General features: G+C 62.9%; 16 protein-coding genes. 7 read left to right on the top strand and 9 right to left on the bottom strand.

Features of this window, described 5'->3' with window-relative positions; genetic code table 11:
* Positions 1–39: 39 nt before the first annotated feature.
* On the bottom strand, positions 40–2424 hold the full coding sequence (locus BW995_RS12315) for a Tex family protein (RefSeq protein ID WP_076400697.1): 2385 nt from the start codon (positions 2422–2424) through the stop codon (positions 40–42).
* Positions 2425–2564: 140 nt separating this feature from the next.
* On the opposite strand from BW995_RS12315, the gene BW995_RS12320 reads away from it, so the two are divergent.
* The 3 genes from BW995_RS12320 (at position 2565) to BW995_RS12330 (ending at position 6753) form a co-directional block, all read left to right on the top strand.
* Positions 2565–3308 (top strand): DUF695 domain-containing protein, encoded by a 744-nt coding sequence (locus BW995_RS12320; protein WP_076400698.1) that lies wholly within the window; start codon positions 2565–2567, stop codon positions 3306–3308.
* A gap of 83 nt (positions 3309–3391) precedes the next feature.
* Positions 3392–4414 carry an ABC transporter substrate-binding protein gene (locus BW995_RS12325; protein ID WP_076400699.1) on the top strand — a complete coding sequence of 341 codons (1023 nt, stop codon included), beginning with the start codon at positions 3392–3394 and terminating at the stop codon, positions 4412–4414.
* Positions 4411–6753 carry a hybrid sensor histidine kinase/response regulator gene (locus BW995_RS12330; protein WP_076400700.1) on the top strand — a complete coding sequence of 781 codons (2343 nt, stop codon included), beginning with the start codon at positions 4411–4413 and terminating at the stop codon, positions 6751–6753. The genes BW995_RS12325 and BW995_RS12330 overlap by 4 nt, the downstream gene beginning before the upstream one ends.
* An 11-nt stretch (positions 6754–6764) precedes the next feature.
* On the opposite strand, the gene BW995_RS12335 is transcribed toward BW995_RS12330, so the two are convergent.
* From BW995_RS12335 to BW995_RS20805, 3 genes are read right to left on the bottom strand one after another with little or no spacing between them, the layout of a single operon-like run.
* Entirely contained in the window at positions 6765–7811 is a 1047-nt protein-coding gene (locus BW995_RS12335) for a BMP family ABC transporter substrate-binding protein (RefSeq protein ID WP_175617063.1), read from the bottom strand.
* Between the two features lies 1 nt (position 7812).
* The gene (locus BW995_RS12340; RefSeq protein ID WP_175617064.1) at positions 7813–10266 is read right to left on the bottom strand and encodes a putative bifunctional diguanylate cyclase/phosphodiesterase; all 2454 of its coding nucleotides are present in this window, start codon (positions 10264–10266) and stop codon (positions 7813–7815) included.
* Complete coding sequence (locus BW995_RS20805; RefSeq protein ID WP_175617065.1) at positions 10211–10525, bottom strand: hypothetical protein; 315 nt, start codon at positions 10523–10525, stop codon at positions 10211–10213. The genes BW995_RS12340 and BW995_RS20805 overlap by 56 nt, the downstream gene beginning before the upstream one ends.
* Before the next feature lie 356 nt (positions 10526–10881).
* Between BW995_RS20805 and BW995_RS12345 the strand changes: the two genes are divergently transcribed.
* From BW995_RS12345 to BW995_RS12355, 3 genes are all read left to right on the top strand, one after another.
* Positions 10882–12570, top strand: a complete 1689-nt coding sequence (locus BW995_RS12345) for a methyl-accepting chemotaxis protein (RefSeq protein WP_076400702.1) — start codon at positions 10882–10884, stop codon at positions 12568–12570.
* A 35-nt stretch (positions 12571–12605) separates the two neighbouring features.
* Complete coding sequence (locus BW995_RS12350) at positions 12606–12980, top strand: hypothetical protein (protein WP_076400703.1); 375 nt, start codon at positions 12606–12608, stop codon at positions 12978–12980.
* A gap of 61 nt (positions 12981–13041) precedes the next feature.
* Positions 13042–13350 (top strand): DUF1465 family protein, encoded by a 309-nt coding sequence (locus BW995_RS12355; RefSeq protein WP_076400704.1) that lies wholly within the window; start codon positions 13042–13044, stop codon positions 13348–13350.
* 128 nt (positions 13351–13478) lie between these two features.
* On the opposite strand, the gene BW995_RS12360 is transcribed toward BW995_RS12355, so the two are convergent.
* Positions 13479–14267, bottom strand: a complete 789-nt coding sequence (locus BW995_RS12360; RefSeq protein ID WP_076400705.1) for an MOSC domain-containing protein — start codon at positions 14265–14267, stop codon at positions 13479–13481.
* A gap of 257 nt (positions 14268–14524) precedes the next feature.
* Between BW995_RS12360 and clpB the strand changes: the two genes are divergently transcribed.
* A complete protein-coding gene (gene clpB, locus BW995_RS12365) occupies positions 14525–17164 on the top strand; it encodes an ATP-dependent chaperone ClpB (RefSeq protein WP_076400706.1) in 2640 nt (879 codons plus the stop codon).
* Between the two features lie 97 nt (positions 17165–17261).
* Here the strand turns inward: clpB and BW995_RS12370 are convergent, their stop codons facing one another.
* From BW995_RS12370 to BW995_RS12385, 4 genes are all read right to left on the bottom strand, one after another.
* Positions 17262–17978 (bottom strand): TylF/MycF/NovP-related O-methyltransferase, encoded by a 717-nt coding sequence (locus BW995_RS12370; RefSeq protein ID WP_076400707.1) that lies wholly within the window; start codon positions 17976–17978, stop codon positions 17262–17264.
* 110 nt (positions 17979–18088) lie between these two features.
* Positions 18089–19507, bottom strand: coding sequence for an efflux transporter outer membrane subunit (locus BW995_RS12375; RefSeq protein WP_076400708.1), 1419 nt, complete (start codon positions 19505–19507; stop codon positions 18089–18091).
* 130 nt (positions 19508–19637) lie between these two features.
* A complete protein-coding gene (locus BW995_RS12380) occupies positions 19638–22793 on the bottom strand; it encodes an efflux RND transporter permease subunit (RefSeq protein WP_076400709.1) in 3156 nt (1051 codons plus the stop codon).
* Between the two features lie 15 nt (positions 22794–22808).
* The gene (locus BW995_RS12385; RefSeq protein WP_076400710.1) at positions 22809–24008 is read right to left on the bottom strand and encodes an efflux RND transporter periplasmic adaptor subunit; all 1200 of its coding nucleotides are present in this window, start codon (positions 24006–24008) and stop codon (positions 22809–22811) included.
* Positions 24009–24078: the final 70 nt, after the last annotated feature.

A 24078-nucleotide genomic window follows, 5' to 3' on the forward strand; every position in this document is an offset into this window, starting at 1 on the left:
GACGATTCCCCTTATCAATCAGTGGTTATCTGGCAGTGGTTATTTGGTTTTCCACCCGGCCTTGGCAAAGGCATCGGCCAGCGAACCGAGGTCCGCCGCCGGGGCCTTGCCGCCCTTGGCTCCCCCTTTGGCCGCACCAGAAGACACCGAAGCCCCCTGAGCCGACCAGCCTTGTCCCTTTGACGGCACCTTGCCAGCCGCCGGAGTCGAACGCGGGCGGTCTTCTTTCGGGCCGATTTCGTCGGACATGCGGCGGGTCAGGGCGATACGGCTGCGCTTCAGGTCCACTTCCAGCACCTTCACCGTCACCACATCGCCGGTTTTCACCACCTCACGCGGGTCTTTGACAAAGCGGTCAGCCAGCGCCGAGACGTGGATCAGGCCGTCCTGATGCACCCCGATATCGACAAAGGCCCCGAAGTTGGCAACGTTGGTAACGGTGCCTTCCAGAATCATCCCCGGCTGCAAGTCCTGAATCTTCTCCACGCCCTCCTTGAAGGTGGCGGTCTTGAATTCCGGGCGCGGGTCACGACCCGGCTTTTCCAGTTCCTTCAAAATGTCGCTGACCGTCGGCAGGCCGAACCGCTCATCGACAAAGCTCTGCGGATTCAGGCCGCGCAGGACGGTAACGTTGCCAATCGCCTGGTCAATGTTGCAGTTGGCCGCCTTCAGGATGCGCTGCACCACCGGATAGGCTTCCGGGTGGACCGAGGAGGAATCCAGCGGCTGGTCACCGCCGCGAATGCGCAGGAAGCCGGCGCACTGTTCAAAGGTCTTCGGGCCGAGGCCGCTGACCTTCAACAGCTCCTTGCGGCTGGCAAAGGCGCCGTTGCTGTCGCGATGGCTGACGATGTTGCGGGCGACACTTTCGCTCAGGCCCGACACCCGCGCCAGCAGCGGGGCAGAAGCGGTGTTGACGTCAACGCCGACGGCGTTCACGCAGTCTTCCACCACCGCATCCAGCGCACGGTCGAGCCTGGCCGGGCTGAGGTCATGCTGATACTGCCCGACGCCAATCGACTTCGGTTCGATCTTCACCAGTTCGGCCAGCGGGTCTTGCAGGCGACGGCCAATGGAGGCCGCCCCGCGCAGGGACACGTCCACCCCCGGCAACTCGCGCGAGGCATATTCCGACGCCGAGTAGACCGAGGCCCCGGCTTCGTTGACCACCACCTTGACCAGCTTGTAGTCCTTCATGCGGGCGATCAGGTCGGCGGCCAGCTTGTCGGTTTCGCGTGAGGCGGTGCCGTTGCCGATCGATACCAGTTCAACGGCGTGCTTGCGCACCAGCAGTTCCAGCGTGCGCAGCGACGGTTCCCACTGATGCTGCGGCACATGCGGATAAATGGTGTCGGTGGCAACCAGCTTGCCGGTGGCATCGACCACCGCCACCTTCACCCCGGTCCGAAAACCCGGATCAAGCGCCAGCGTCGCCCGTTGGCCCGCCGGAGCCGCCAGCAGCAAATCGCGCAGGTTGGCGGCGAACACCCGGATGGCTTCCTCTTCGGCCAGCTCGCGCAGGCGGCCCATCAGGTCCATTTCCAGATGCAGCCCCAGCTTGACCTTCCACGTCCAGCGCGCCACGTCGCCCAGCCACTTGTCCGCCGGGCGGCCCTTGTCAGTGATGCCAAAGCGGAAAGCGATCTTGCGTTCCGCCGGACCGGCCTCACGCGGGTTTTCCGGGTCGTCGGGGTGGACCAGCGCCAGCCGCAGCATGCCTTCTTCCCGGCCCCGGAACATCGCCAGCGCGCGGTGACTGGGCACCTTGGCAATCGGTTCGCGGTGGTCGAAGTAGTCGGCGAACTTGGCCCCGGCCTCCTGCTTGCCATCGACCACCTGCGACACCATGATCCCGGCGTTCCACAACAGGTCGCGCAGCTCACCGACCAGCGTGGCGTCTTCGGCAAAGCGTTCCATCAGGATTTGCTTGGCGCCTTCCAGTGCCGCCGCCACATCGGGCACGCCCTTGTCGTCGTCGGTGGCGGGCTTCAGGTAGCCTTGCGCCTCGACCTCGGGCACCAGCAGCGGGTTGGCCAGCAGGGCCTCGGCCAGTGGCTCCAGCCCCTGTTCACGGGCCATCTGCGCCTTGGTCCGCCGCTTGGGCTTGTAGGGCAGGTACAGGTCTTCGAGGACGGTCTTGGTTTCGGCCTTCAGCAGCGCCAGCCGCAGGGCGTCGGTCATCTTGCCCTGCTCGTCGATGGACTTCAGCACGGCGGCCCGCCGGTCCTCCAGCTCGCGCAGATAGCGCAGGCGCTCGTCCAGGGCGCGCAACTGGATATCGTCCAGCCCGCCGGTGGCTTCTTTGCGGTAACGGGCGATGAACGGCACGGTTGAACCGCTGTCCAGCAGCTCGACGGCGGCATCAACCTGAGCCTCACGGCAAGCAAGTTCCTGGGCAATACGGGCAGAAATCGAAGGAAGCATGAAGCTGGTCCATAAGAAAGAACAAGGCGTGTACGGTAGCCCAGAGCCACAGCGGAGGAAAGCCCGTAACAGGATTCCCTGGCGATGCCATCAACAGATCGTGCTACAGTGAGGCACCATGACGCCGGGGAGAAACATCAATGTCACTTGGTTGGGATACCTATCTGTATCAGCTGGAAGACGGTCGTCCGGCTGCGATTACCCTTGACCTTGACGCCTCGCCAGAGGAAAGCCAGGGGCTGACCATACTGGTGCGGGCACGGATCGTGCTGCGCCAACCTGCCGAACACGGCCTGATGGTGGCCGAGGAAACCGATGCGCTGGCCGAGGCCGACGAAGCCTTTGACGAGCTGGTCGATACCCTCAGTGACGGCGAAGGCGTGTTCGTCGGGTCACTGACCATGGGTGGGCAGTGCATCATGCATGCCTATCTGCCCGGCGACACGGTCATTCCTGCCGAACTGACCCTTGGCAGCTATACCGCACAGGTTCACACGCAGGATGACCCGGAGTGGAGCGTGTTCCTTGAGGGACTCTATCCGTCCGAAGACCAGTTGCACTGCATCATCAATCGCCGGATTGTTGACCAGCTGGAAGAAGACGGCGATACCGTCACCATCCCGCGCGAGGTGTTCCACAGCGCCTTTTTCCCCAACAGCAACGGCGCTCAGGCCTTTGCCGACGAGGCCGCCACCGAGGGCTATCGGCTGGACCAGATGGCGCAGGACCCCGACGACGGTTCGGTCGAAGTCCGCCTGTGCCGGGAAGAGCCGGTAGACCTGAAGTCGATCAACGAAACCAGCCTGCTGCTGGTCCGGCTGGCCGCCACCTGTGGCGGATATTATGACGGCTGGGAAGCGGCCACGATCGCCCAGCCGCACTGATCATCACCCCGTATTTCACGCTGGCGGCAAAATTCTCCCCCGTTTGCCGCCAGCCGCTCCGCAACCGGATAAAGCAAGACCGGATGTTTTTTTCGTACCCCTTGCCCGGCCACCTTTCCCGCCGCTCGGTCCTCCGCCATCTGGCCGCGGCAGGTGGGACGGCGTTTACGTTGCCCCTGGCAGGATGTCTGGAAGAACCCCAACCGGCCCTGCGAGTGGCCACCAACCAGTGGCTGGGCTATGAACCCCTGTACATTGCGCGGGAACAGGGCCTGTTTACAGCCGACCAAATCACCCTGATCGAATTCACCTCGGCCAGCGCCATCATGCGGGCGATGCGCAATGGCAATACCGAGGTTGCCGCCCTGACCCTGGACGAAACCCTCCGCTTGCAGGCTGATGGCCTTGATCTGGTGGTCCTGTGGCCTGCGGATCTGTCGAACGGTGGCGACAGCCTGATTTTGCACGCCGACCACAACCTGCAACCTCCGTGGCAACACATGCGGCTGGGAATCGAAGTCGGAGCAGTCGGACACTATTTTCTCTATCGCCTGCACCAAAAACTGTCCCTGCCAAGGGGGCTGTTCGACATCCTGCCCCTTCCCGCCGGCGAGCACGAAAGTGCCTTTCTGTCCGGCCACGTCGATGCGGTCATAACCTTTGAGCCGATGCGCAGCCATCTGCTGCGGGCTGGTGGCATCGAAGCCTTTAGCAGTCGCCAACTGCCGGGGGAAATCGCCGATGTGATCGTCACCACCCGGCACGTCGCCGCCCAGCGCCTTGATGACCTGCGCCTGCTGGCACAGGGGTGGTTTGCCGCACGCACCATGCTGATCAACCAGACGCCCACCGTGCTGGAACACCTTGCTGACCGCCAGAAACTGACCGGCAGCGAAACTCGGGCTGCCCTGAAGGGCATTCTGTGGCCCGACCTGCACGAGGCACTGGACCTGATCCGCAATCCGGGAGAAGGTCTTGCACGGACCATCGAGCACCTGGAAGACTATCTACTGGAAACCCGCGTCCTGAAAACCCGGCGCGGCCATGGCAGCCTGCTGGATCTGGATGTTTCGGCGCATGTGTTGAGTGAGTTCACCCCAAGATGATTTCGCTACGCTTTGCCTTGCCGCTGGTGGTGGTGATCGCGACGATGATCCCGTTGATCATCTCGCACCTGATCCTGTTGCCCCGCCAGGAACAACGGACCGACCTGATGGCGCAGGAAACCCTGCGCCACGAAATCACCCGTTTGCAGGAAAGCGTCGAAATTCTGGTCCGCGATACCGGCCCCGAACAGGTCCGCACCGCCTTTGGGGCCGTCGGAACCCTCGAAGGGCTGCAAAGCGCCCTGCTGGTTGATGACACCGGCACCATTGTTGCCGCCTCGGCCCTGGAACTGATCGGCCAGCCGTGGCGCAATGGCCTGTCGTCCCCGCTGGTCGAGCGCATCGAAAGCATGGCCCCCCGGCGCGGGCTGGTGCTGCAACCACTGGAAAACCACACTCTGCTCGGCTATGCGCCGATCTGCGGCTGGTCACCGGACAGCATGCGCGAAGACCGCTGTGGCTTTCTGGTCCTGCACATCACCTATCGGCTGGCATGGGAACAGGCGACGCTGTTCTACCACGAACAACTGTTTGCCTTTGCTGCCGCCTCGGGGGTCGGGGCGCTGCTGTTGTTTGCCATCCTGCATTTCGGCCTGACCATGCGACTGGGCTATCTGAATTCGGTCATTACCCGCTTTCAGGCGGGCAACCTGTGGGTCCGTCCATCGCTGTCAGGCAATGACGAAGTCGCCCAACTGTCCGCCGAACTGAGCGACATGCTCGATACGGTGGCAGAAAACGACGCCAACCTGCGCAAGGTGATCCGCGTCATCGAACAAAGCCCGTCAGCCGTCACCATCGTCGACGCCGAAGGCCGTATTGAATATGCCAACCACGCCGCACTGGCCCGCTATGGTGCGCTGTCGGTCGAAGTGGGGCGGCAAGCACCGCTGTTTGACTATGCCGCCGACGATGACCGCGTTCAGCAGGCCCTGTCCCGCGCGCTGGCGATGGGCGATGACTGGGATGGCGAGTTGCAACGGCGGGTGGACAAGAACGGCGAGCCTGTCTGGGACCGGGTCACCGTCCACCCGTTGCGCGACGAACGCGGCCTGATCACCAATTTCATCATTTCCGAGACCGACGTCACCGAATTCAAACGAGCCAGCGCCGCCCGCACCAATCTGGAACGGCAACTGCGCCACGTACAGAAAATGGAAACCCTTGGCCGTCTGGCTGGTGGGGTAGCCCACGATTTCAACAACATCCTGACGCCGATTTCCGGCTATGCCCAGATGGTGCTCGACAGCACCGACCCCGAGGACAAGAACCACCGTCGCCTTGAGCGCATCCTGAACGGCGTCCGCCGGGCGCGGGATCTGGTCGGGCAATTGCTGGTGGTCAGCCGCAAGGGCGAACAGGACCTGATCCCGGTCGATCTGGCAGGCCCGGTGCGCGAAGCCGTCGATCTGATGCGTGCCTCGGCCACCGCAGATTTGCGGGTGGAGTTTTACGCCGATCCCGGCCTGTGGCCAGTGCTGGCCGATCCATCCCGCATCCATCAGGTGGTGATGAACCTGTGCACCAATGCCGGGCAGGCCATTGGTCAGCGATCGGGCCTGATTTCGGTGGCGCTGGAGAACATGATCCACGATGCCAGCAACGATCCGCCCGACTGGCAGGGCGGTGCCGGGGTCAGCAGTGGCGCTGCCGTCCTGTCATCGGGCCGTTACGTCCGCCTGACCATCGAGGACAACGGCCCCGGCATGTCGCCTGACATTGCCGAACGCATCTTTGAACCGTTCTTCACCACCAAAAAGGCCGAGGGCGGCTCCGGGATGGGGCTGTCAATCGTGGACGGAATCGTCTCGCAACTGGGCGGGCGGATCACCGTCTACAGTGAACCCGGTCTGGGGACCGCCTTCCGCATTTACCTTCCCGCCGCCGACACCGGCATCAGCAGCAGTGACCCGGACGTTACCCCGGCTCCGACCAGCCCGCCCAGCCTGCCGGTTGGTCAGGGAGAATGCCTGTTGCTGGTGGACGACGAACCGGAAAATCTGGCCGCGCTGGGCGAATATCTGACCAACTGCGGCTATCGGGTCAAGGCGATTGCCGACCCGCTGATTGCGCTGGAAACCGTCAAGGCAGCCCCGAATGACTTCGACCTGCTGATCACCGACTTTGCCATGCCCGGCCTGCAGGGCGACCAGTTGGCGCTGGCGGTCAAGACCTGGCGCCCGACCATGCCGGTGGTGATGATTTCGGGCTTTTCATCGAAAGTCACCCGCTGGAACCGGGAAGTGTTCGGCGTCGATGCCTTTGTGCCCAAGCCGATCGAACTGCCCTTGCTGCGCCAGACCCTCTATGACCTGCTGCATCCCCCGACAGCATCGTAAGAGAGGGGAGATTACAGGGCAGGCACCACCCGCGCCCCGCTGATGATCTCCTGCTGAATCTGTTCCAGCCTGCTGCGCACCTCGGCGGGCAGCAGGCGGCGGCTTTCGGGGCCTGCGGCCAGACTGATGCTCCAGTCCGACAGGCCGAGGTCAATCCGCCCAGCCATCCATTGAGCGGTGTTGCAGGTCAGCGCCGCCTGTTCGACCACCGCATCAACATGCTTGACCACCGCCGTCAGCATCGAGCCGGGGAACAGGTCGCTTTGATCGGTATCGACCCCGATCGAATAGCGTTGCCGGTCAGCCACCGCCTGATAGGCCCCCAGACCGGTGGCCCCGGCAGCGGCGAACACCACATCGGCCCCCTGATCCATCACCCCTTGCGCGGCGGTATAACCGGCATAGGGATCGCGAAAGGCGGTTTCGGTATCCGTCCCGGCCATCACGGTCAGCATCGATACGGCGGGATTGACAAACTGCGCCCCGGCGCGGAACCCGCCCTGAAAGCGTTCGATGCTGGGCAGATCAAGCCCGCCAATGAACCCCAGTATCTGAGTGCGGGACATCAGTGCCGCCGCTGCTCCGGCCAGAAAGGCACCTTCCTGCTCCCGGAAATGCACATCCTGCACGTTCGGGCCACTGACCACCGCCTCGATGGCGGTGAAGCGCACCTGTGGAAACTCGGCGGCCACCTGCCCGACGGCAGAGGCGAACTCGCTGCCAACGGTGATCACCATATCCGCGCCTTCGGCGGCCACCCGCACACTCTGCAACCGCAGCGCCGGGTTTTCTGCTTCGAGCTCGCGCACCACCAGCCCGGGATGTTCACGAGCCTTGCGCACGCCGCGCCAGGCGGACTCGGCAAAGCTTTTGTCGAACTTGCCGGTCACGTCAAAGACCACCGCCACCTTGCACGGTGCCCCAGTCCTGTTTGTCCCCTGCCCGTCACTGGCGCGGACGATCCCCGGCGTCACCGCCAGCAGGCCGCCAGCCACCCCCCCTGCCAGTACGGACATCATTCCCTGCGACAAGAACCGCCGCCGGCTGATCTGCCTCATCTCAGGCCCCCATGCGGGTGTAACGGGGCGTCTGCGACCACGGCAGGAGCGCACTGGAACGCATCCCGACCGGCTGATGCTGCCAGGGAGGCGGACTGGCCAGCAGCCGCTCAAAGGCCTGATGCTCCAGCGGCTTGGCAAAGTAATAGCCCTGCCCCAGATCACAGCCTTCATGGCGCAGGAAGTCGGCATGTTCCAGCGTTTCGATCCCCTCGGCCACCACCTCCAGCCCGAAATCGTGGGCCATGCCGATGATCACCCGGCTGAGACGGGCATCTTCCTCGTTTTCCATCAATCCACGAACAAAGGACTGGTCGATCTTCAGGCAACTGACCGGCATCTTTTTCAGGTAACTGAGCGAGGAATAGCCGGTGCCGAAGTCGTCAATGGCCAGATGCACGCCCAGATCACGCATCGCCCGCAGGCGCTGCATGGCCTTGGTTTCTTCCTGCATCAGAACGCCTTCGGTAATCTCGATTTCCAGCAGGTTCGGCGGCAGGCCGGTGTCTTCGAGTGTCTGCGCCACGATGCCAACCACATCCTGACACAACACCTGCACCGGGCTCATGTTGATCGCCACCCGCAGGTCTCCCAGTCCGGCAGCACTCCAGGCCTGCGCCTGTCGGCAGCCTTCCTGCAACACCCACGTCCCCAGCGGCAGGATCAGGCCGGACTGCTCGGCCACCGGGATGAACTCCATCGGGCTGATCCGCCCCCGCTTGGGGTGCTGCCAGCGCACCAGCGCTTCCATGCCGGTGATCAGGCCGGTCTGCATCTCGACCTTCGGCTGGTAGTGCAGTTCCAGATGGCCGTCATCAATCGCCTGCCGCAGGTCCGAGCGGATCGCTTTCCGGCGGTGCAGGGCCTCGCCCATGCTGCTGTTGTAAAAGGCCACTGCCGGTGTCATCGCATCCTTGCTGCTGGTCATCGCCAGATCGGCGTTGTGCAGCACATCCGCCGCACACAGGCCATCGTGCGGATAACGGGCAATGCCCAGCACCGGCTGGGCTTCCATTTCGATCACGTCCAGCGGCACCGGTGCCGCCAGCACCTTGTGCAGCCCGTCGAGATAGGCCGAGATTTCCTCCGGCTCGACCAGCCCCGGCACCAGCAGCACAAAATCATCACTGCCCAGACGGGCCGCCAGATCCTGCGCCCGCGCCGCCCAGCGCAACCGGTCGGCCATCGCCAGCAGCAACTGGTCGCCCACCTGATGGCCAAAGGTATTGTTGATGTCACGAAAGCCGCGCAGGTTGATGGCAATCACCGTCCCGCAGGCCTCGGCCCGCTGCATGTCCCGGCTCAGCTTTTCTTCAAACAGCCGCCGGTTGGCCAGCCCGGTCAGCGGATCATGGCTGGCCACATGGCGCACATGGGCCAGGGCATCGCGGAACACCACCAGCGCCCGCCCCATGTCCGAGACTTCATCATGGCCCCCGGTGGGGATCGGTGCCGCCAGATTTCCGGCGGCAATCGCCCGCATGCTGTCAGCCAGCGTTTGCAGCCGCCCGACCACCGACGTTCCGACATAGCGCCACGCCACCATCATCGCCGCCACCAGACTAAGCCCCGATGACAGCAGCAGGATCAGTTTGCTTTGCCCCAGCCGTTCCATCACATCGGCATGGCCAACCGAAATCCGCGCCTGCGATGCACTCATCAAGGTGCGAATGTCGCGATCCAGAGCCGTCGCCAGCACCTGAATGGTTGCCAGCCGGTCGGCGGCCACCTGACGCGCCTGAATGTCCCGCCGCTTCAGGTCAAAGATACTGCCATCGGCCAACGCCAGCGTCCGCAGGCGGTCAATCAGGGGCAGCAGCTCGACGGCTCCGGTATGCGAGCGGATCAGTGCCGGTCGCAGGCTGTCCAGACGGTCAAAGGCTCCCCGCACCCGCTCTTCCAGCGCACTCATCCGTTCGGGCGTGCTGACCTGCCAGACCTCGGCCAAAGCCGCCATGATGCGGTTGGCATCGGACAGAACCGCCATGTCATTGGCCACATCCGAAGACAACAAGCCAACCAGCACCCGGTATTCCTGTTGCAGCACGTCGATCTGCTCGGTCTGAATGCGATAGCGCGCCCGCAAGGCCAGACTGTGTTCCATCGCCGACAGCAGGATTTGCAACTGCACGCTGGTCCGCCCCGCCGTGCGTTCAATGCTGGCCAGCACCGGGCTGGTCGCCCCCTGTTGGCGCTGGACCTCCTGCACCGCCTGCATCATCGCTTCTTCGGCAGCCGCGGTTCGCCGCCATTGCTCGTGCAGGTCGGCCTGATCATCGACGAACAGGACTCCGGGGGCGGTGGCGATCAACTGGGTCGCATGCTGGCCCAACCGGGACAAGGCAACGATGGCCGGGACTTCGCCTTCCACCATCTGCGTGGTGATCTGGCTGCTGTGGTCATTGGTCACCCACGCCACCAGACTGGCCACCAGCGTCATGCCGGCGACCGTCATCAGCGCCAGCCAAAGGCGCGCACGAATGCCAAAGCGGATGGGGCGCACGGTTGTTTTCTACCCAGGCCATTAAAGCAAATCCCCAACAGGCGTAACCACCTGCGGCAATGATCAAGTGTGTGGATAGAGAGTCTGACTGCCTGAAACCAGTGACAAAAATCTGACAATTTTCCAGATAGACAAGAAAATTCCCGTGGGCTTTTTCCCTTTTCAGGCGACTGAAAACCCAAGAAAATTCAATATCATCCAGAGCGAGCACGACCAGAATCAGCGGCCATCAAGGCATTATCCATCACCGTTAATGTATGCCATCAGAACAGGAGCATCCATTACTTTATTGCAATGCAACATAATGGAAATATACCTGAAATATTTCTACACAAAACACGCCTCACCACAGACAATACCCACTATTTTCTTATAACTTTCATCACTTATCCCCCTTTCCCTGCATACCCTAGCGGAAGTGGTTACTCCTGTTACTACCCCCTCCCTGGAGCAGCGTGCGTTAAACCGGACGCAGGCACGCTGCTCTAACCTTTTGTTTTGTCGCATTGTTCTTGCGAAAACCGGTTCCCACTTTTCGCACAATGCTCTCATGGAAAGGCGGAACACATGACCCTCAACCACGTCCGAATCAGCGTCAAAGTGTGGGCCCTGATGATCGTTGCGGCCGCCTGCATGGTCCTTGGGACAGCCTATGCCATGATCACCCTGCACAGCGCGATGCTCGCCGATCAGCAGGCATCGTTGCAGCATATCGTACAGGCCGCCCACGGGCTGGTGGCCGGGCTGGAAAGCAAGGTCCGCAGCGGGCAGATCACCGACGCCCAGGCCAAAGCCCTCGCCCGTGACAGTCTGCGGACCATGGTTTACGACGGCAACGAATACCTGTTCGTGCTTGATACCAGCGGAACCCTGCTGGTCAATCGGGCAACCCCGGAACTGGAAGGCAGCGTGATTCTTGACCGGACCGCCGCCGACGGGACGCCGGTGTTTCGCCAGATGATCGACCTCGCCACCGCGGGCACCGGCGGCTTCATCTCGTATCAGTGGCCGATGCCCGGTGTCAGCACGCCGGTCGCCAAACTCTCCTATGTGCAGGGCTTTGGCCCGTGGGGGTGGGTGATCGGGACCGGCGTCTACCTTGACCGCTTTGAAAACGCCTACATGCGGCAGGTGCTGGAATTTGCCACCATGGTGGTGATCGCCATGTCGCTGATCGGGGCGATTGCCTACCTGCTGGTGCAGAATATCGTTCCCCCCCTTGGGGTTTTGGCCCACCGGATGCACGCGCTGGCCGATGGCGACCTGTCGGTGGATGTCCGAGGTCAGGACCGGCAGGATGAGGTCGGGGAAATGGCGCGGGCGATGGTGGTGTTCAAGGATCATGCACTGGCCCGCCGAACCCTGGAGCAGCAGGCCCGACAAGCCGAACAGCGTGCCGCCGCCGAGCGCAAGGCGATGATGCTGCAAATGGCCGATGACTTTGAAAAAGCCATCTGCGAAATCGTCCATGTGGTGTCCTCGTCGGCCAGCGAGATGGGCCAGACCGCCGCCGCCATGTCGGCCACCGCCGAGGAAACCAGCCGCCAGTCCGCCGTCGTTGCCGCTGCCGCCGAGGAAGCCTCGACCAACGTCAGCGCGGTTGCCTCGGCCACCGAGCAACTGAGCCGGTCGGTTCACCAGATCGCCAGCAGCATCGGCCATGCCGCCAGCATTGCCCGTTCGGCGGTTGACGAGGCCGAACGGTCCAACCGGATGGTGTCAGACCTTGCCGCCACCGCCGACCGCATCGGCCATGTGGTGACCCTGATTGCCGGGATCGCCAATCAGACCAACCTGCTGGCGCTGAATGCCACCATCGAAGCCGCCCGTGCTGGCGATGCCGGCAAGGGCTTTGCGGTCGTCGCCAACGAGGTCAAGGTTCTCGCCGGACAGACCGCGCAGGCCACCGAAGACATCGCCCATCAGGTCGGCGCCATTCAGGATGAAACCCGCCATGCGGTGGCGGTTATTCAGGGCATTGGCAAGACCATCTCGCAGATCAGCGACACCGCCTCACTGATTGCCAGCGCCATCACCCAGCAGGAAGCCGCCACCGAGGAAATCAGCCGCAACGTGCAGATGGCCTCCGCCGGGACCAACGAAGTCTCGGCCACCATTTACGGGGTCAGGGACGCCGCCGAAGAAACCGGTCAGGCCGCCAGTGATGTGCGGACCTCTGCCGACCAGTTGGCGGGCAATGCCACCTTGCTGCGCGACAGCGTTGATACCTTCCTGTCCGGGGTCCGCGCCGCCTGATCCTTTTCTCTTCCCTGTTTTGTACGAGGCCGATCATGACCTTTCCGCATCATCCCCCCCGTCCGCTGGAAGAAACCCGTCAGCAGGTCACCCGTGCCGTCACGGACCTGTCCTGCCAGATCGCCCACAACACCCTCAGCCAGACCATCGACGCGGTGCGCAATGCCCGCACCGCGCCACCGGCACCGGAAACGATTCTGCACCTTGCCGCCCTGTCGGCCAGCGCCCGCCACGTCGGGCAGCATGTCGAAACCATCCGCTGGACCACCGAACAAATCTGTGCCCGTCCGGCCCTGCCGCAAGGACGTGTCCATGCCCGGGCGGCATCGGTGGCCTCGCTGATTCACATCTTTGCCAGCATCAGCGACGTCCTGAAGCCCTTTGCCACCATCAGCGAAGCGCGCGGTTAAAGCATTGTGTGAAAAGTGGAAACCGGCCACAAGCCCCCTCTGCGTTGAAAAGGAACCGACCGTGCACTGGGCCTCGACACACCTGTTTGACCAGACCTTTGACGAAACCCTCGCCCTGCTGGAAGAAACCCGCCATCACGTCGATATGGTCGCCCATGGCGGCCTCGACGGCGTACCGCAGGACCAGATGCTGCGGACGGTGCGCGACCTGTCTTACCTGACCAGTCAGGTCACCGGGATGATGTCGCTGTTGATGCTTTATCGCAGCGCCGCCAATGGCGAACTGGATGACAGCGGCTTTCAGGCCTGTGCAGCACTCTGGGGCAGGAACTGGAGCAGACCGGCCAGACGCTGGCTCAGGATTGCCTGACCAGCGGGGGCGACCACCTGCCGCCGACCCTGCTGACGCTGGTCGAACGCGGTGATCGCCTGCGGCACCGTATCTACAGCCTGCAAGGAATGGAGCAGGCAATCCATTCCTGACACCGCGCTCCCGTCTTACAGGATGGTCGCCCTGTCGCCCACCGCCAGCGAACCGCCGTCGATCACTTCGGCATAGACGCCAAAATCAATGTGACCAAAGCCCGCCTTCAGCGCGCGCGGAATGTTGATGTCCACCTTGCCGCTGTCCGGGTTGACGCTGGTCGCCGGGCAGCGGTCAATCCGCTGGGTGATGCGCAGGCGCACCCCGCCCACCTCCAGCTCGCGGCCAATCCAGGTGAACTCTTCCCACGGACGCAGGCCCGCCAGCATCATGTTGCCCCGGAACCGGCGCGGGTCGAGGCTCTGGCCGGTGACCCGCTCCAGATCGCGCAGGCTGGCTTCGGAAAACAGCGATAGCACCTTGTTCTTGTGGTCAGAGAACATGTGGCCGCTGGCCTCGACCAGCTGCGGAGTCCCGCGCACGCCGTCCTTGAGATAGGCGGCCAGAAACTGGGCAATCATCACCCTGCCAATCGGGGTGCTGAGATCACCACGCGCCACCTGCCGACCATTACGTTCAATGGTCAGGGTGTGGGCAACCTCGATCCAGCGGGTGGTCAGCGCCGCCAGCGCCGGGTTTTTGGCCAGCATCAGGAAATTGTGCTTGGGCAGCCATTCCGGGGCCGACGGATCGAACGGCGTGTTGCCATGGGCAATGGCATAGCGCCGATCACCGGGAATGCCGTCGCCGGGGGTCAGGGTGATCTGTTGCAGGTCTTCCGGGCTCAGCCCCTTGACCGGATAGCGCCACAGGGCAGCCACCGTAGCGGTGCCGGGCGTCTGGGTGTCGTGTTGCGTTTCCATGGCACCAGAATTTCCTCACCGGCCCGGCCCTGTCAACTGCTGTGCAGCATGGCATACCCGATTCTGGCGGTCTGTTTCCCGCATGCAGCCTCCCCCTTGCGCAAAAGTGCAGCCTCTTCTTATATATCCCCGACAGAAAGGCGGGTTTACCCCACCTCCTTTCTTAACAGGACGGCGGGAAAGCCCGCCTCTGGCAGATGTTGCGCGTTGCCTGTTCAGGGACCGCACCCTGCGTCGCTCAGACCGAGGACATGACGATGGATTTTGAAAAGTTTACCGACCGCTCCAAAGGTTTCATCCAGGCAGCGCAGACCATTGCCTTGCGCGAAAACCACCAGCAGGTGACGCCCGAGCATCTGCTGAAGGCTTTGCTCGACGACAAGGAAGGCATGGCCTCGAACCTGCTGAAGGCCGCCGGAGCCAATGCCGCCAAGGCCAAGGATGCCGTTGACGAAGCGGTGAAAAAGCTGCCGAAGGTCGAAGGCGCGCAGATGTACTATGCGCAGCAGACCTCCAAGCTGCTCGATCAGGCGCTGGTGATGGCGGAAAAGGCTGGCGACAGCTTTGTGACCGCCGAATACCTGCTGCTGGCGCTGGCGACCCAGTCCGGCACCGATGCCAGCCGCATCCTGCACGACGCCAAGGCCGACCCCAAGGCGCTGAATGCCGCCATCCGCGAGATGCGCAAGGGCCGCACCGCCACCAGCGCCAGCGCCGAAGAGCAGTATGACGCCCTGAAGAAGTACGCCCGCGACCTGACCAGGGCCGCCCGCGAGGGCAAGCTGGACCCGGTGATTGGCCGCGACGAAGAAATCCGCCGCACGGTGCAGGTGCTCAGCCGCCGCACCAAGAACAATCCGGTGCTGATTGGCGAACCCGGCGTCGGCAAGACGGCGGTGGTCGAAGGTCTGGCCCTGCGCATCATCAACGGCGATGTGCCGGAGTCGCTGGCCGGAAAGACCCTGATGGTGCTCGATCTGGGGGCGATGGTCGCCGGGGCCAAGTTCCGGGGTGAATTTGAAGAACGCCTGAAAGCGGTGCTGAACGAAGTCACCACCGCCGAAGGTCAGATCGTGCTGTTCATCGACGAAATGCACACCCTGATCGGCGCGGGCAAGGCCGACGGGGCGATGGATGCCGCCAACCTGATCAAACCGGCGCTGGCCCGTGGCGAGCTGCATTGCATTGGCGCGACCACCCTCGACGAATACCGCAAACACGTTGAAAAGGACGCCGCGCTGGCCCGCCGGTTCCAGCCGGTGTTTGTCGCCGAACCGACGGTCGAAGACACCATTTCGATCCTGCGCGGCATCAAGGAAAAGTACGAACTGCACCACGGGGTGCGCATTTCCGACAGCGCGCTGGTGGCGGCGGCCACCCTGTCCAACCGCTACATCACTGACCGCTTTTTGCCCGACAAGGCGATTGATCTGGTCGATGAAGCCGCCAGCCGACTGCGGATGGAGGTTGACTCCAAGCCGGAAGAACTGGACGAACTCGACCGCCGGGTGATCCAGCTCAAGATCGAACGCGAAGCCCTGCGCAAGGAATCCGACGACGCCTCACGCGATCGCCTGATCACCCTTGAAGACGAGCTGCGCGACCTCGAAGCCCAGTCGGCCGCCTTTACCGAACGCTGGCGGCAGGCCAAGAACGCCCTCGCCGGGGCCACCAAGCTGAAGGAAGCCCTTGAACAGGCCCGACTGGAAAAGGAACAGGCCCTGCGTCAGGGCCAGTATCAGCGCGTCGGCGAACTGGAATACGGCATCATCCCCGATCTGGAAAAGCGTCTGAAGGATGCCGAAGACGCCGAAAAGCGCGGGGTGGCCGATGGCAACGCCCTGCTGAACGAAACGGTGCGGCCGGAAAACATCGCCTCGGTGGTGTCGCGCTGGACCGGCATTCCGGTTGACAAGATGCTGGAAGGCGAACGCGACAAGCTGTTGCACATGGAAGACACCCTTGCCAAACGGGTGATCGGCCAGCGCGAAGCTCTGGTGGCCGTCTCCAACGCCGTCCGCCGCGCCCGCGCCGGGCTGGGCGACCAGAACCGCCCGATCGGCTCGTTCCTGTTCCTCGGCCCGACCGGTGTCGGCAAGACCGAATTGACCAAGGCGCTGGCCTCGTTCCTGTTCGACGACGAAACGGCGATGGTCCGCATCGACATGTCGGAATACATGGAAAAGCATTCGGTGGCCCGCCTGATCGGCGCACCTCCGGGCTATGTCGGCTATGACGAAGGCGGTGCCCTGACCGAAGCCGTCCGCCGTCGCCCCTATCAGGTGATCCTGTTCGACGAAGTCGAAAAGGGCCACCCCGACGTGTTCAACGTGCTGTTGCAGGTGCTCGATGACGGTCGCCTGACCGACGGTCAGGGGCGGACGGTCGATTTCCGCAACACCCTGATCATCCTGACCTCGAACCTAGGGGCCGACATTCTGGCCAACCAGCAGGAAGGCGAGGACAGCGGTCAGGTGCGCGGCGAGGTGATGGAGGTGGTCCGCTCGGCCTTCCGGCCCGAGTTCCTCAATCGTCTTGACGAAGTTCTGCTGTTCCACCGCCTGTTCCGCGACAACATGGCCGGGATCGTCGATATCCAGCTCGCCCGCCTGCGCAAGCGGCTGGAAGAACGCAAGATGGCGCTGGAGGTCAGCCCCGGCGGTCTCGACTGGCTGGCCGAGAAGGGCTATGACCCGGTGTATGGCGCTCGCCCGCTGAAGCGCGTCATTCAGCGGTCACTGGAAAACCCGCTGGCGATGTTGCTGCTGGAAGGCCGTATCCGCGACGGCGAGACCATCCATGTCGCCTCCGAAGCCGGCCTGCTGACCATCAACGGGATCGGCGTCCCGGACGACAGCGTACCGCTGTCCTCGCCGCCGCGCACGTCGGTGCATTAAGGGGCAAAGAGGACTGTGGAGCGCTGCTCCACGTCCTTGTTCCCAAACTGTCGTGTACTGTGAGCTGACGCAGTGTTTTTGCGAAAACCGGTTCTGCCTACAGATGGCAGAAAAACGCCTGCGAGGCGGGACCGTAGGCAAACCACGGCTCGACCGTGATGCCCGTGCTTTCGGTGAATTCGCGCAAGGCCCGCCGCTCGCCGTGGGCATTGCTGGCGCGGAACAGGTTGTAGTCATCCATCAACAGCACCGTCCCCTGCACCAGCCGGGGGCGGATGACCCGCAGGGCATCAACCGCCGAGGCGTAGAGGTCGCAATCAATGTGGACCACCGCCGCCGGAGCCGCTCCGATCTGGTCGGCCGTCTCGGCAAACAGGCCGGGGATGAAACGCGCGGTCGGCTCGGTCAGCCCGGCAATGGCACAGCGGCGGCGAACCAGCTCAAGGCTGGTCTGAAAGCTGCCGGTGGCCAGGGTGTCTTCACCCTCGGCATTGTCCGGCATGCCGCAGTAGGTATCAAAGGCGTAAAAGACCGGCCTGTGCCGCAGAAACTCGGCAACGGTGCCGGTGCGCTCGAACGGCAGGCTGTCGGATCGTTCCAGCCGGTTACGGAAAAACCGCCATGACAGCCAGCTATTGAACAGCGACGCCCCCTGATAAACGCCGAACTCGTAGTAATCGCCGCTCAACTGGGTGGCATGAACATAGCCCCACGCCCGATGCAACGCCCCCAGCGCATCATTCCGTTGCAGGCTGGCCGCAATCCGCCATTGGCGATAACGGATTTTCAGGGTGTCTTTCAGATGGTGAAGCATTACCGGGAACTTTCTGCCGCAACGAGAAACGGCACCCCGCCGTCAAGGGAGGGGTGCCGTTTGCAACTATGGGCGAAAGGATAAAACCTTACAACCCTTGAGGAGACGGGTCAGGAGCGACCGCCGCCCAGCACCTTGTACAGGGTGACCAGATTGGACAGGCGCGACACCTGCACCGACACCAGATCCTGCTGGGCGCTGTACAGCGAGCGCTGGGAATCGAGCACCGTCAGATAGCTGTCGATGCCGCGATCATAACGCGCCTGCGACAGGCGATAGCTGGTCTGGGTGGCATCGACCAGATTCTGCTGCGACTGCATCTGTTCGGTCAGCGTCCCCTTGGCAGCCAGAGCATCGGCCACTTCGCGGAAAGCGGTCTGAATGCTCTTTTCATAGCTCGCCACCGCGATGTCACGGCTGGCCTTGGCGCTGTCGAGGTTGGCCTGATTCTTCCCGGCGTCAAAGATCGGCAGAGTGGCCGACGGACCGAACGACCATGCCTTGGCCGCACCGGTGAACAACTGATCCAGCGACAGGCTGGACAGGCCAAAGGCACCGGTCAGCGAGATGCTGGGGAAAAACGCCGCCCGTGCCGCACCGATGTTGGCATTGGCCGATTTCAGCGAATGTTCGGCCTGCATGATGTCCGGACGACGCAGCAGCACGTCAGACGGCATACCCACCGGCAGATCGGCGACCAGCGCCACCTGATCCAGCTCGCCCGGCAGGGTGGCGAGGTCCACCGGCTGCCCCAGCAGCAGGGCCAGAGCGTTGCGGTCCTGTTCGACCTGACGCTGATAGATCGAGCGGTTGACCCGCGCCGTTTCAACGGCGGTGCGGGCCTGCGCCAGATCAAGTTCCGAGCTGACACCGCTGTCAAAGCTGCGCTGCACCAGCTCCAGCGAGGTCAGACGGGTCTGCAGGGTTTCTTCGGTCAGCGCCAACAGCTTGCGATCCCCCAGCAGGGTCAGGTAAGCGTTGGAAACCTCGGCAATCAGCGAAATTTTGGTCGAAGCGGCGGCTTCCTCGGTGGCGAGGTAACTTTCCAGCGCCGCGTCGTTCAGGCTGCGCACCCGGCCAAAGAAATCCAGCTCGAACGACGACACGCCGAGATTGGCACTCACCGAGCGCGAGGTGTTCGACGCCTGCGGCATCTGGCTGCTGGAGGCCTTGGAGGTGCGGGCCACCGTCTCGCCCGCGTTGGCGCTGACGTTGGGTACCAGCGCCGATTCCTGCACCCGATAGGTCGCACGGGCGACGTCAATGTTCAGGATCGCCACTCGCAGGTCACGGTTGTTGTCGAGCGCGGTCTGGATCAGGCCCTGCAGGGTGCTGTCGGTGAAGAAGCTCTTCCACGAGACATCACTCCACACGGCAGCCCCGGCTTGCGCGGGGGATGCCTTGGTGGCCGGACCGGTGGGCCAGCTTTGCGGCACCGGCATGTCGGGCCGCTGGTAATCCGGTGCCAGAGAACACCCTGCCAGCAGGGCGGCGGCACACGTTGTGAGAAGGGCAGTTTTAAACGTCATTGTCATTCTTTCGCGGTGTGCTGGAGCAAATCCCGGGCAAGGGGAACAGCTGCGACAACGTATTTTCGTACAGAAACAGGAAACCAGAGCATTTTGCGGGCGATGGAAAGACCGCAAAATGCTCTGTCCATCAGGCGGCCGGAGTGTCAGGCGACGCGGCAGACTCTTCGCTTTCGTGCGGGCGCTTTTTGGCGAAATAGCGCAGCACCAGAACAAAGAACAGCGGCACGAAGAAAATCGCCAGCACGGTGGCACTGATCATACCGCCCATCACGCCCACGCCAATGGCATTTTGCGCCCCCGAGCCCGCACCGTGGGCAATCGCCAACGGCAGCACGCCAAGGATGAAGGCCAGCGAGGTCATCAGGATCGGGCGCAGACGCTGACCGGCGGCTTCGATGGCCGCTTCGACCAGTGATTTTTTCTCCCGCTCGTAAATTTCCTTGGCGAATTCGACAATCAGAATGGCGTTTTTCGCCGCCAGACCGATGGTGGTCAGCATCCCCACCTGGAAATAAACGTCGTTCGACAGTCCACGCATCGACACCGCCGCAACGGCCCCCAGCACCCCCAGCGGCACCACCAGCATCACCGAGAACGGGATCGACCAGCTTTCGTACAAGGCGGCAAGGCAGAGGAACACTACCAGAATTGAAATGGCGTACAGGGCGGGTGCCTGAGCTCCGGCCATGCGTTCTTCATAGGACAGACCGGTCCACGACAGCGAGATTCCCGGCGGCAGTTGCTTGGCAATGCCTTCCATGATCGCCATCGCCTCGCCCGAGGAATGCCCCGGTGCCGGAGCCCCCATGATTTCACGCGACGGCATGCCGTTATAGCGTTCAAGCTGCGGCGAACCATAGGTCCACTTGCTGGTCATGAAGGTCGAGAAACGCACCATTTCACCGGCACTGTTGCGTACTTCCCAGCGATTCAGGTCATCAGCCTGCATGCGGTACGGGGCATCTGCCTGCAGATAGACCTTTTTGACGCGACCGTTATCCATGAAGTCGTTGACGTAGGACGACCCCCAGGCGGTGGACATGGTGGTGTTGATGTCAGACAGCGACACCCCCAGCGCACTGGCCTTTTCACGGTCAACGTTGACCTTGAACTGCGGGGTATCTTCCAGCCCGTTCGGGCGCACGCCGATCAGGGCCGGATTCTGCGAGGCCATCCCCAGCATCATGTTGCGCGCCTGCATCAGCTTTTCATGGCCGAGGCCGCCGCGATCCTGCAATTGCAAGTCAAAGCCCGAGGCGTTACCCAGTTCGGTCACCGCTGGCGGGGTAAAGGCAAAGATCATCGCATCCTTGACCGTCGACAGCGCGCCCATGGCCTTACGGGCAATGAACGCCGCCTTCTGGTCCGGGCGCTGACGCTCGTCCCAGTCCTTCAGCTTCACGAAGCCCAGACCAGAGTTCTGACCACGGCCCGAGAAGCTGAATCCGGCAACGGTGAAGATGCTGCTGACGTTGTCTTTTTCCACATTCAGGAAATAGTCTTCCACCGAACGCAGGGCGGTCAGCGTGCGTTCCTGGCTGGCGCTGGCCGGGGTCGACACCTGCATGAACATGATGCCCTGGTCTTCGTCGGGCAGGAAGGCACTGGGAAGGCGCACGAACAGGAAGCCCAGCGCCACCAGCAGCGCAATGTAGATGCCGACAAAGCGCACCGGGCGTTTCAGCACGCCGGTCACTCCACGGGTATAGCGGTCACGGCTGGCATCAAAGGCACGGTTGAACCAGCCGAAAAAGCCCTTCTTTTCCCACGCGTGGCCGGGCTCGACCGGCTTCAGGATGGTGGCGCACAACGCCGGAGTCAGCACCAGAGCCACCAGCACCGACAGGGCCATTGCGGACACCAGCGTCAACGAAAACTGCCGGTAAATGGCCCCGGTCGAACCGCTGAAGAAGGCCATCGGCACAAACACCGCCGACAGCACCAGCGCAATGCCGATCAGCGCGCCAGTGATCTGGCCCATCGATTTGCGAGTGGCTTCTTTCGGGGACAACCCCTCTTCGCTCATCACGCGCTCAACGTTTTCCACCACCACGATCGCATCATCGACCAGCAGGCCGATCGCCAGCACCATGGCGAACATGGTCAGGGTATTGATGCTGAATCCGCAGGCCGCCAGCACCCCAAAGGTCCCCAGCAACACCACCGGCACGGCGATGGTCGGGATCAGGGTGGCGCGGAAATTCTGCAGGAACAGGTACATCACGAAGAACACCAGCACGATGGCTTCGATCAGTGTCTTGACCACTTCTTCAATCGAGATTTTCACGAACGGCGTGGTGTCATAGGGGAACACCGCATCGACGCCCTCGGGGAAGAACGGTTTCAGTTCGGCAAAGCGCACCCGCACCGATTCGGCGGTGTTCAGGGCGTTGGCACCGGTGGCCAGCTTGACCGCCAGACCGGCGGCAGGCTTGCCGTTATAGCGGGCCGAAGTGTCATAGCTTTCCGAGCCGAGCTCGATGCGGGCGATGTCCTTCAGGCGCACCTGCGACCCGTCACTGTTGACCTTCAGCAGGATGTTGCCGAACTGCTCGGGGGTTTCCAGACGGCTCTGGGCCGAAATGGTGGCGTTGATCATCTGGCCCGGCACCGATGGCGTGCCGCCGATCTGACCGGCAGACACTTCACTGTTCTGCGCCGTCAGGGCCGCCGTGATATCGGATACGGCCAGCTTGTAGCTGATCATCTTGTCCGGGTTCAGCCAGATCCGCATGGCAGCCTGCGAGCCGAACACGGTGACTTCGCCGACGCCCGGCAGACGGCTGACATCGTCCTGCACGCGCGACACCAGATAGTCGGCCAGTTGCTGGGCGGTCAGCTTGCCGTCCGTTGACACCAGGCCCACCACCATCAGGAAGTTCTTGGTCGCCTTGGCAACGCGCACCCCCTGGCTCTGCACCACCGCCGGCAACAGCGGCATGGCCAGCTGCAGCTTGTTCTGCACCTGCACCTGCGCGATGTCGGGGTTGGCTTTGGGTTCAAAGGTCAGGGTGATGCTGACGTTCCCCGCCGAGTCTGAGGTCGAGGACATGTAGCGAAGGTTATCAATCCCGTTCATCTTCTGCTCGATGACCTGTGTCACCGAGTTTTCCAGCGTCTGCGCCGATGCACCGGGATAGGAGGCGGAAATCTGCACCGATGGCGGTGCAATACGGGGATACTGTTCGATCGGCAGGCTGAGGATCGACAACGCCCCCGCCAGCATGATCACGATGGCGATCACCCACGCAAAGACGGGGCGATCAATGAAAAAACGCGCCATGGGGCGGACCTCCGGTTACTTCTGCCCAGCGGCAGCAGGCGCAGCCTGCCCCGCCGGAGCAGCGGCTGCGGTGGGATCGACCGGACGGACTTCGGCACCGGCACGGATTTTTTGCAGACCTTCGATCACAATACGCTCGCCCGCCTGCAGACCACTGTTGACCAGCCAGGCATCCCCGACCGCCTGCGTGGCCTGAATCGGACGGGTGGCAACCTTGTTGTCAGCCCCGACAACCCACACCGCCGCCGAGCCATCCGGCAGACGCACCGTTGCCCGTTGCGGCACCAGCAAGGCATTCTCGCGCACGCCCTGTTCGACGCGGGCACGGACGAACAGGCCCGGATACAGTTCCTTGTCCGGGTTGGGGAACACCGCCCGAACCTGCACCGCCCCGGTGGTTTCGTCCACCGTCACGTCGGCAAACTGCAACTGACCGTTATGCTTGTAGGCCTGGGTCGAACCATCAAGGGTCAACGTTACCGGCGCCTGATCAGCCTGGCCCTTTTGCAGCAGACCGGCAGATACCGCCTGCCGCAGACGCATCAGGTCGGAGCTGGACTGGCTGACATCGACATAAATCGGGTCAAGCTGGGTAAGAGTCGACATCGGGGTGGTCTGGTTGGCGGTCACCAACGCCCCTTCGGTGATGGCCGACTTGCCGATGCGGCCGCTGATCGGTGCATAGACCTTGGTGTATTCCAGATTGATTTTGGCGGTATCAACAGCGGCCTGCGCCACCATGATGTCGGCCTTGGCCTGATCCAGGCTGGCAACGGCGTCGTCGTAGTCCTGTTTGGACACGGCGTTGATCTTCACCAGATCGGCATAACGGGCGGCCTTGGCTTCGACCGATTTGGCAGTTGCGCGCGCCTTGGCCAGATCGGCCATCGCGCTTTGCACCGCCGCCTGATAGGTCGAGGGGTCAATCTGGTACAGCTGCTGTCCGGCCTGGACTTCGCTGCCTTCGGTAAACAGGCGCTTCAGTACGATGCCGCTCACCTGCGGACGCACTTCGGCAACGCGATAGGCAGCGGTGCGGCCCGGCAGGTCGGTGTACAGCGGGACCGTCTGTGTTGCCAGCGTCTGCACTGTCACTTCCGGCGGCGGCGGAGCCGCCGGGGCGGCGCCTTGTTGTTGCTGGTTGTCACAGGCAGCGACAGCCAAAGCCAGCGAGAGCACAAACGGGAGGAAGACGGCTTTGGACGGGAGGGGCATTGCGGTGTTCCCAAACTAAGGAGGTGTCCATCGACGGGGAGTGGACTTTCCACGAAATTGAGTGTATCGT

It is taken from the genome of Insolitispirillum peregrinum (assembly GCF_900156605.1).
Lineage (GTDB): Bacteria > Pseudomonadota > Alphaproteobacteria > Rhodospirillales > Rhodospirillaceae > Insolitispirillum > Insolitispirillum peregrinum.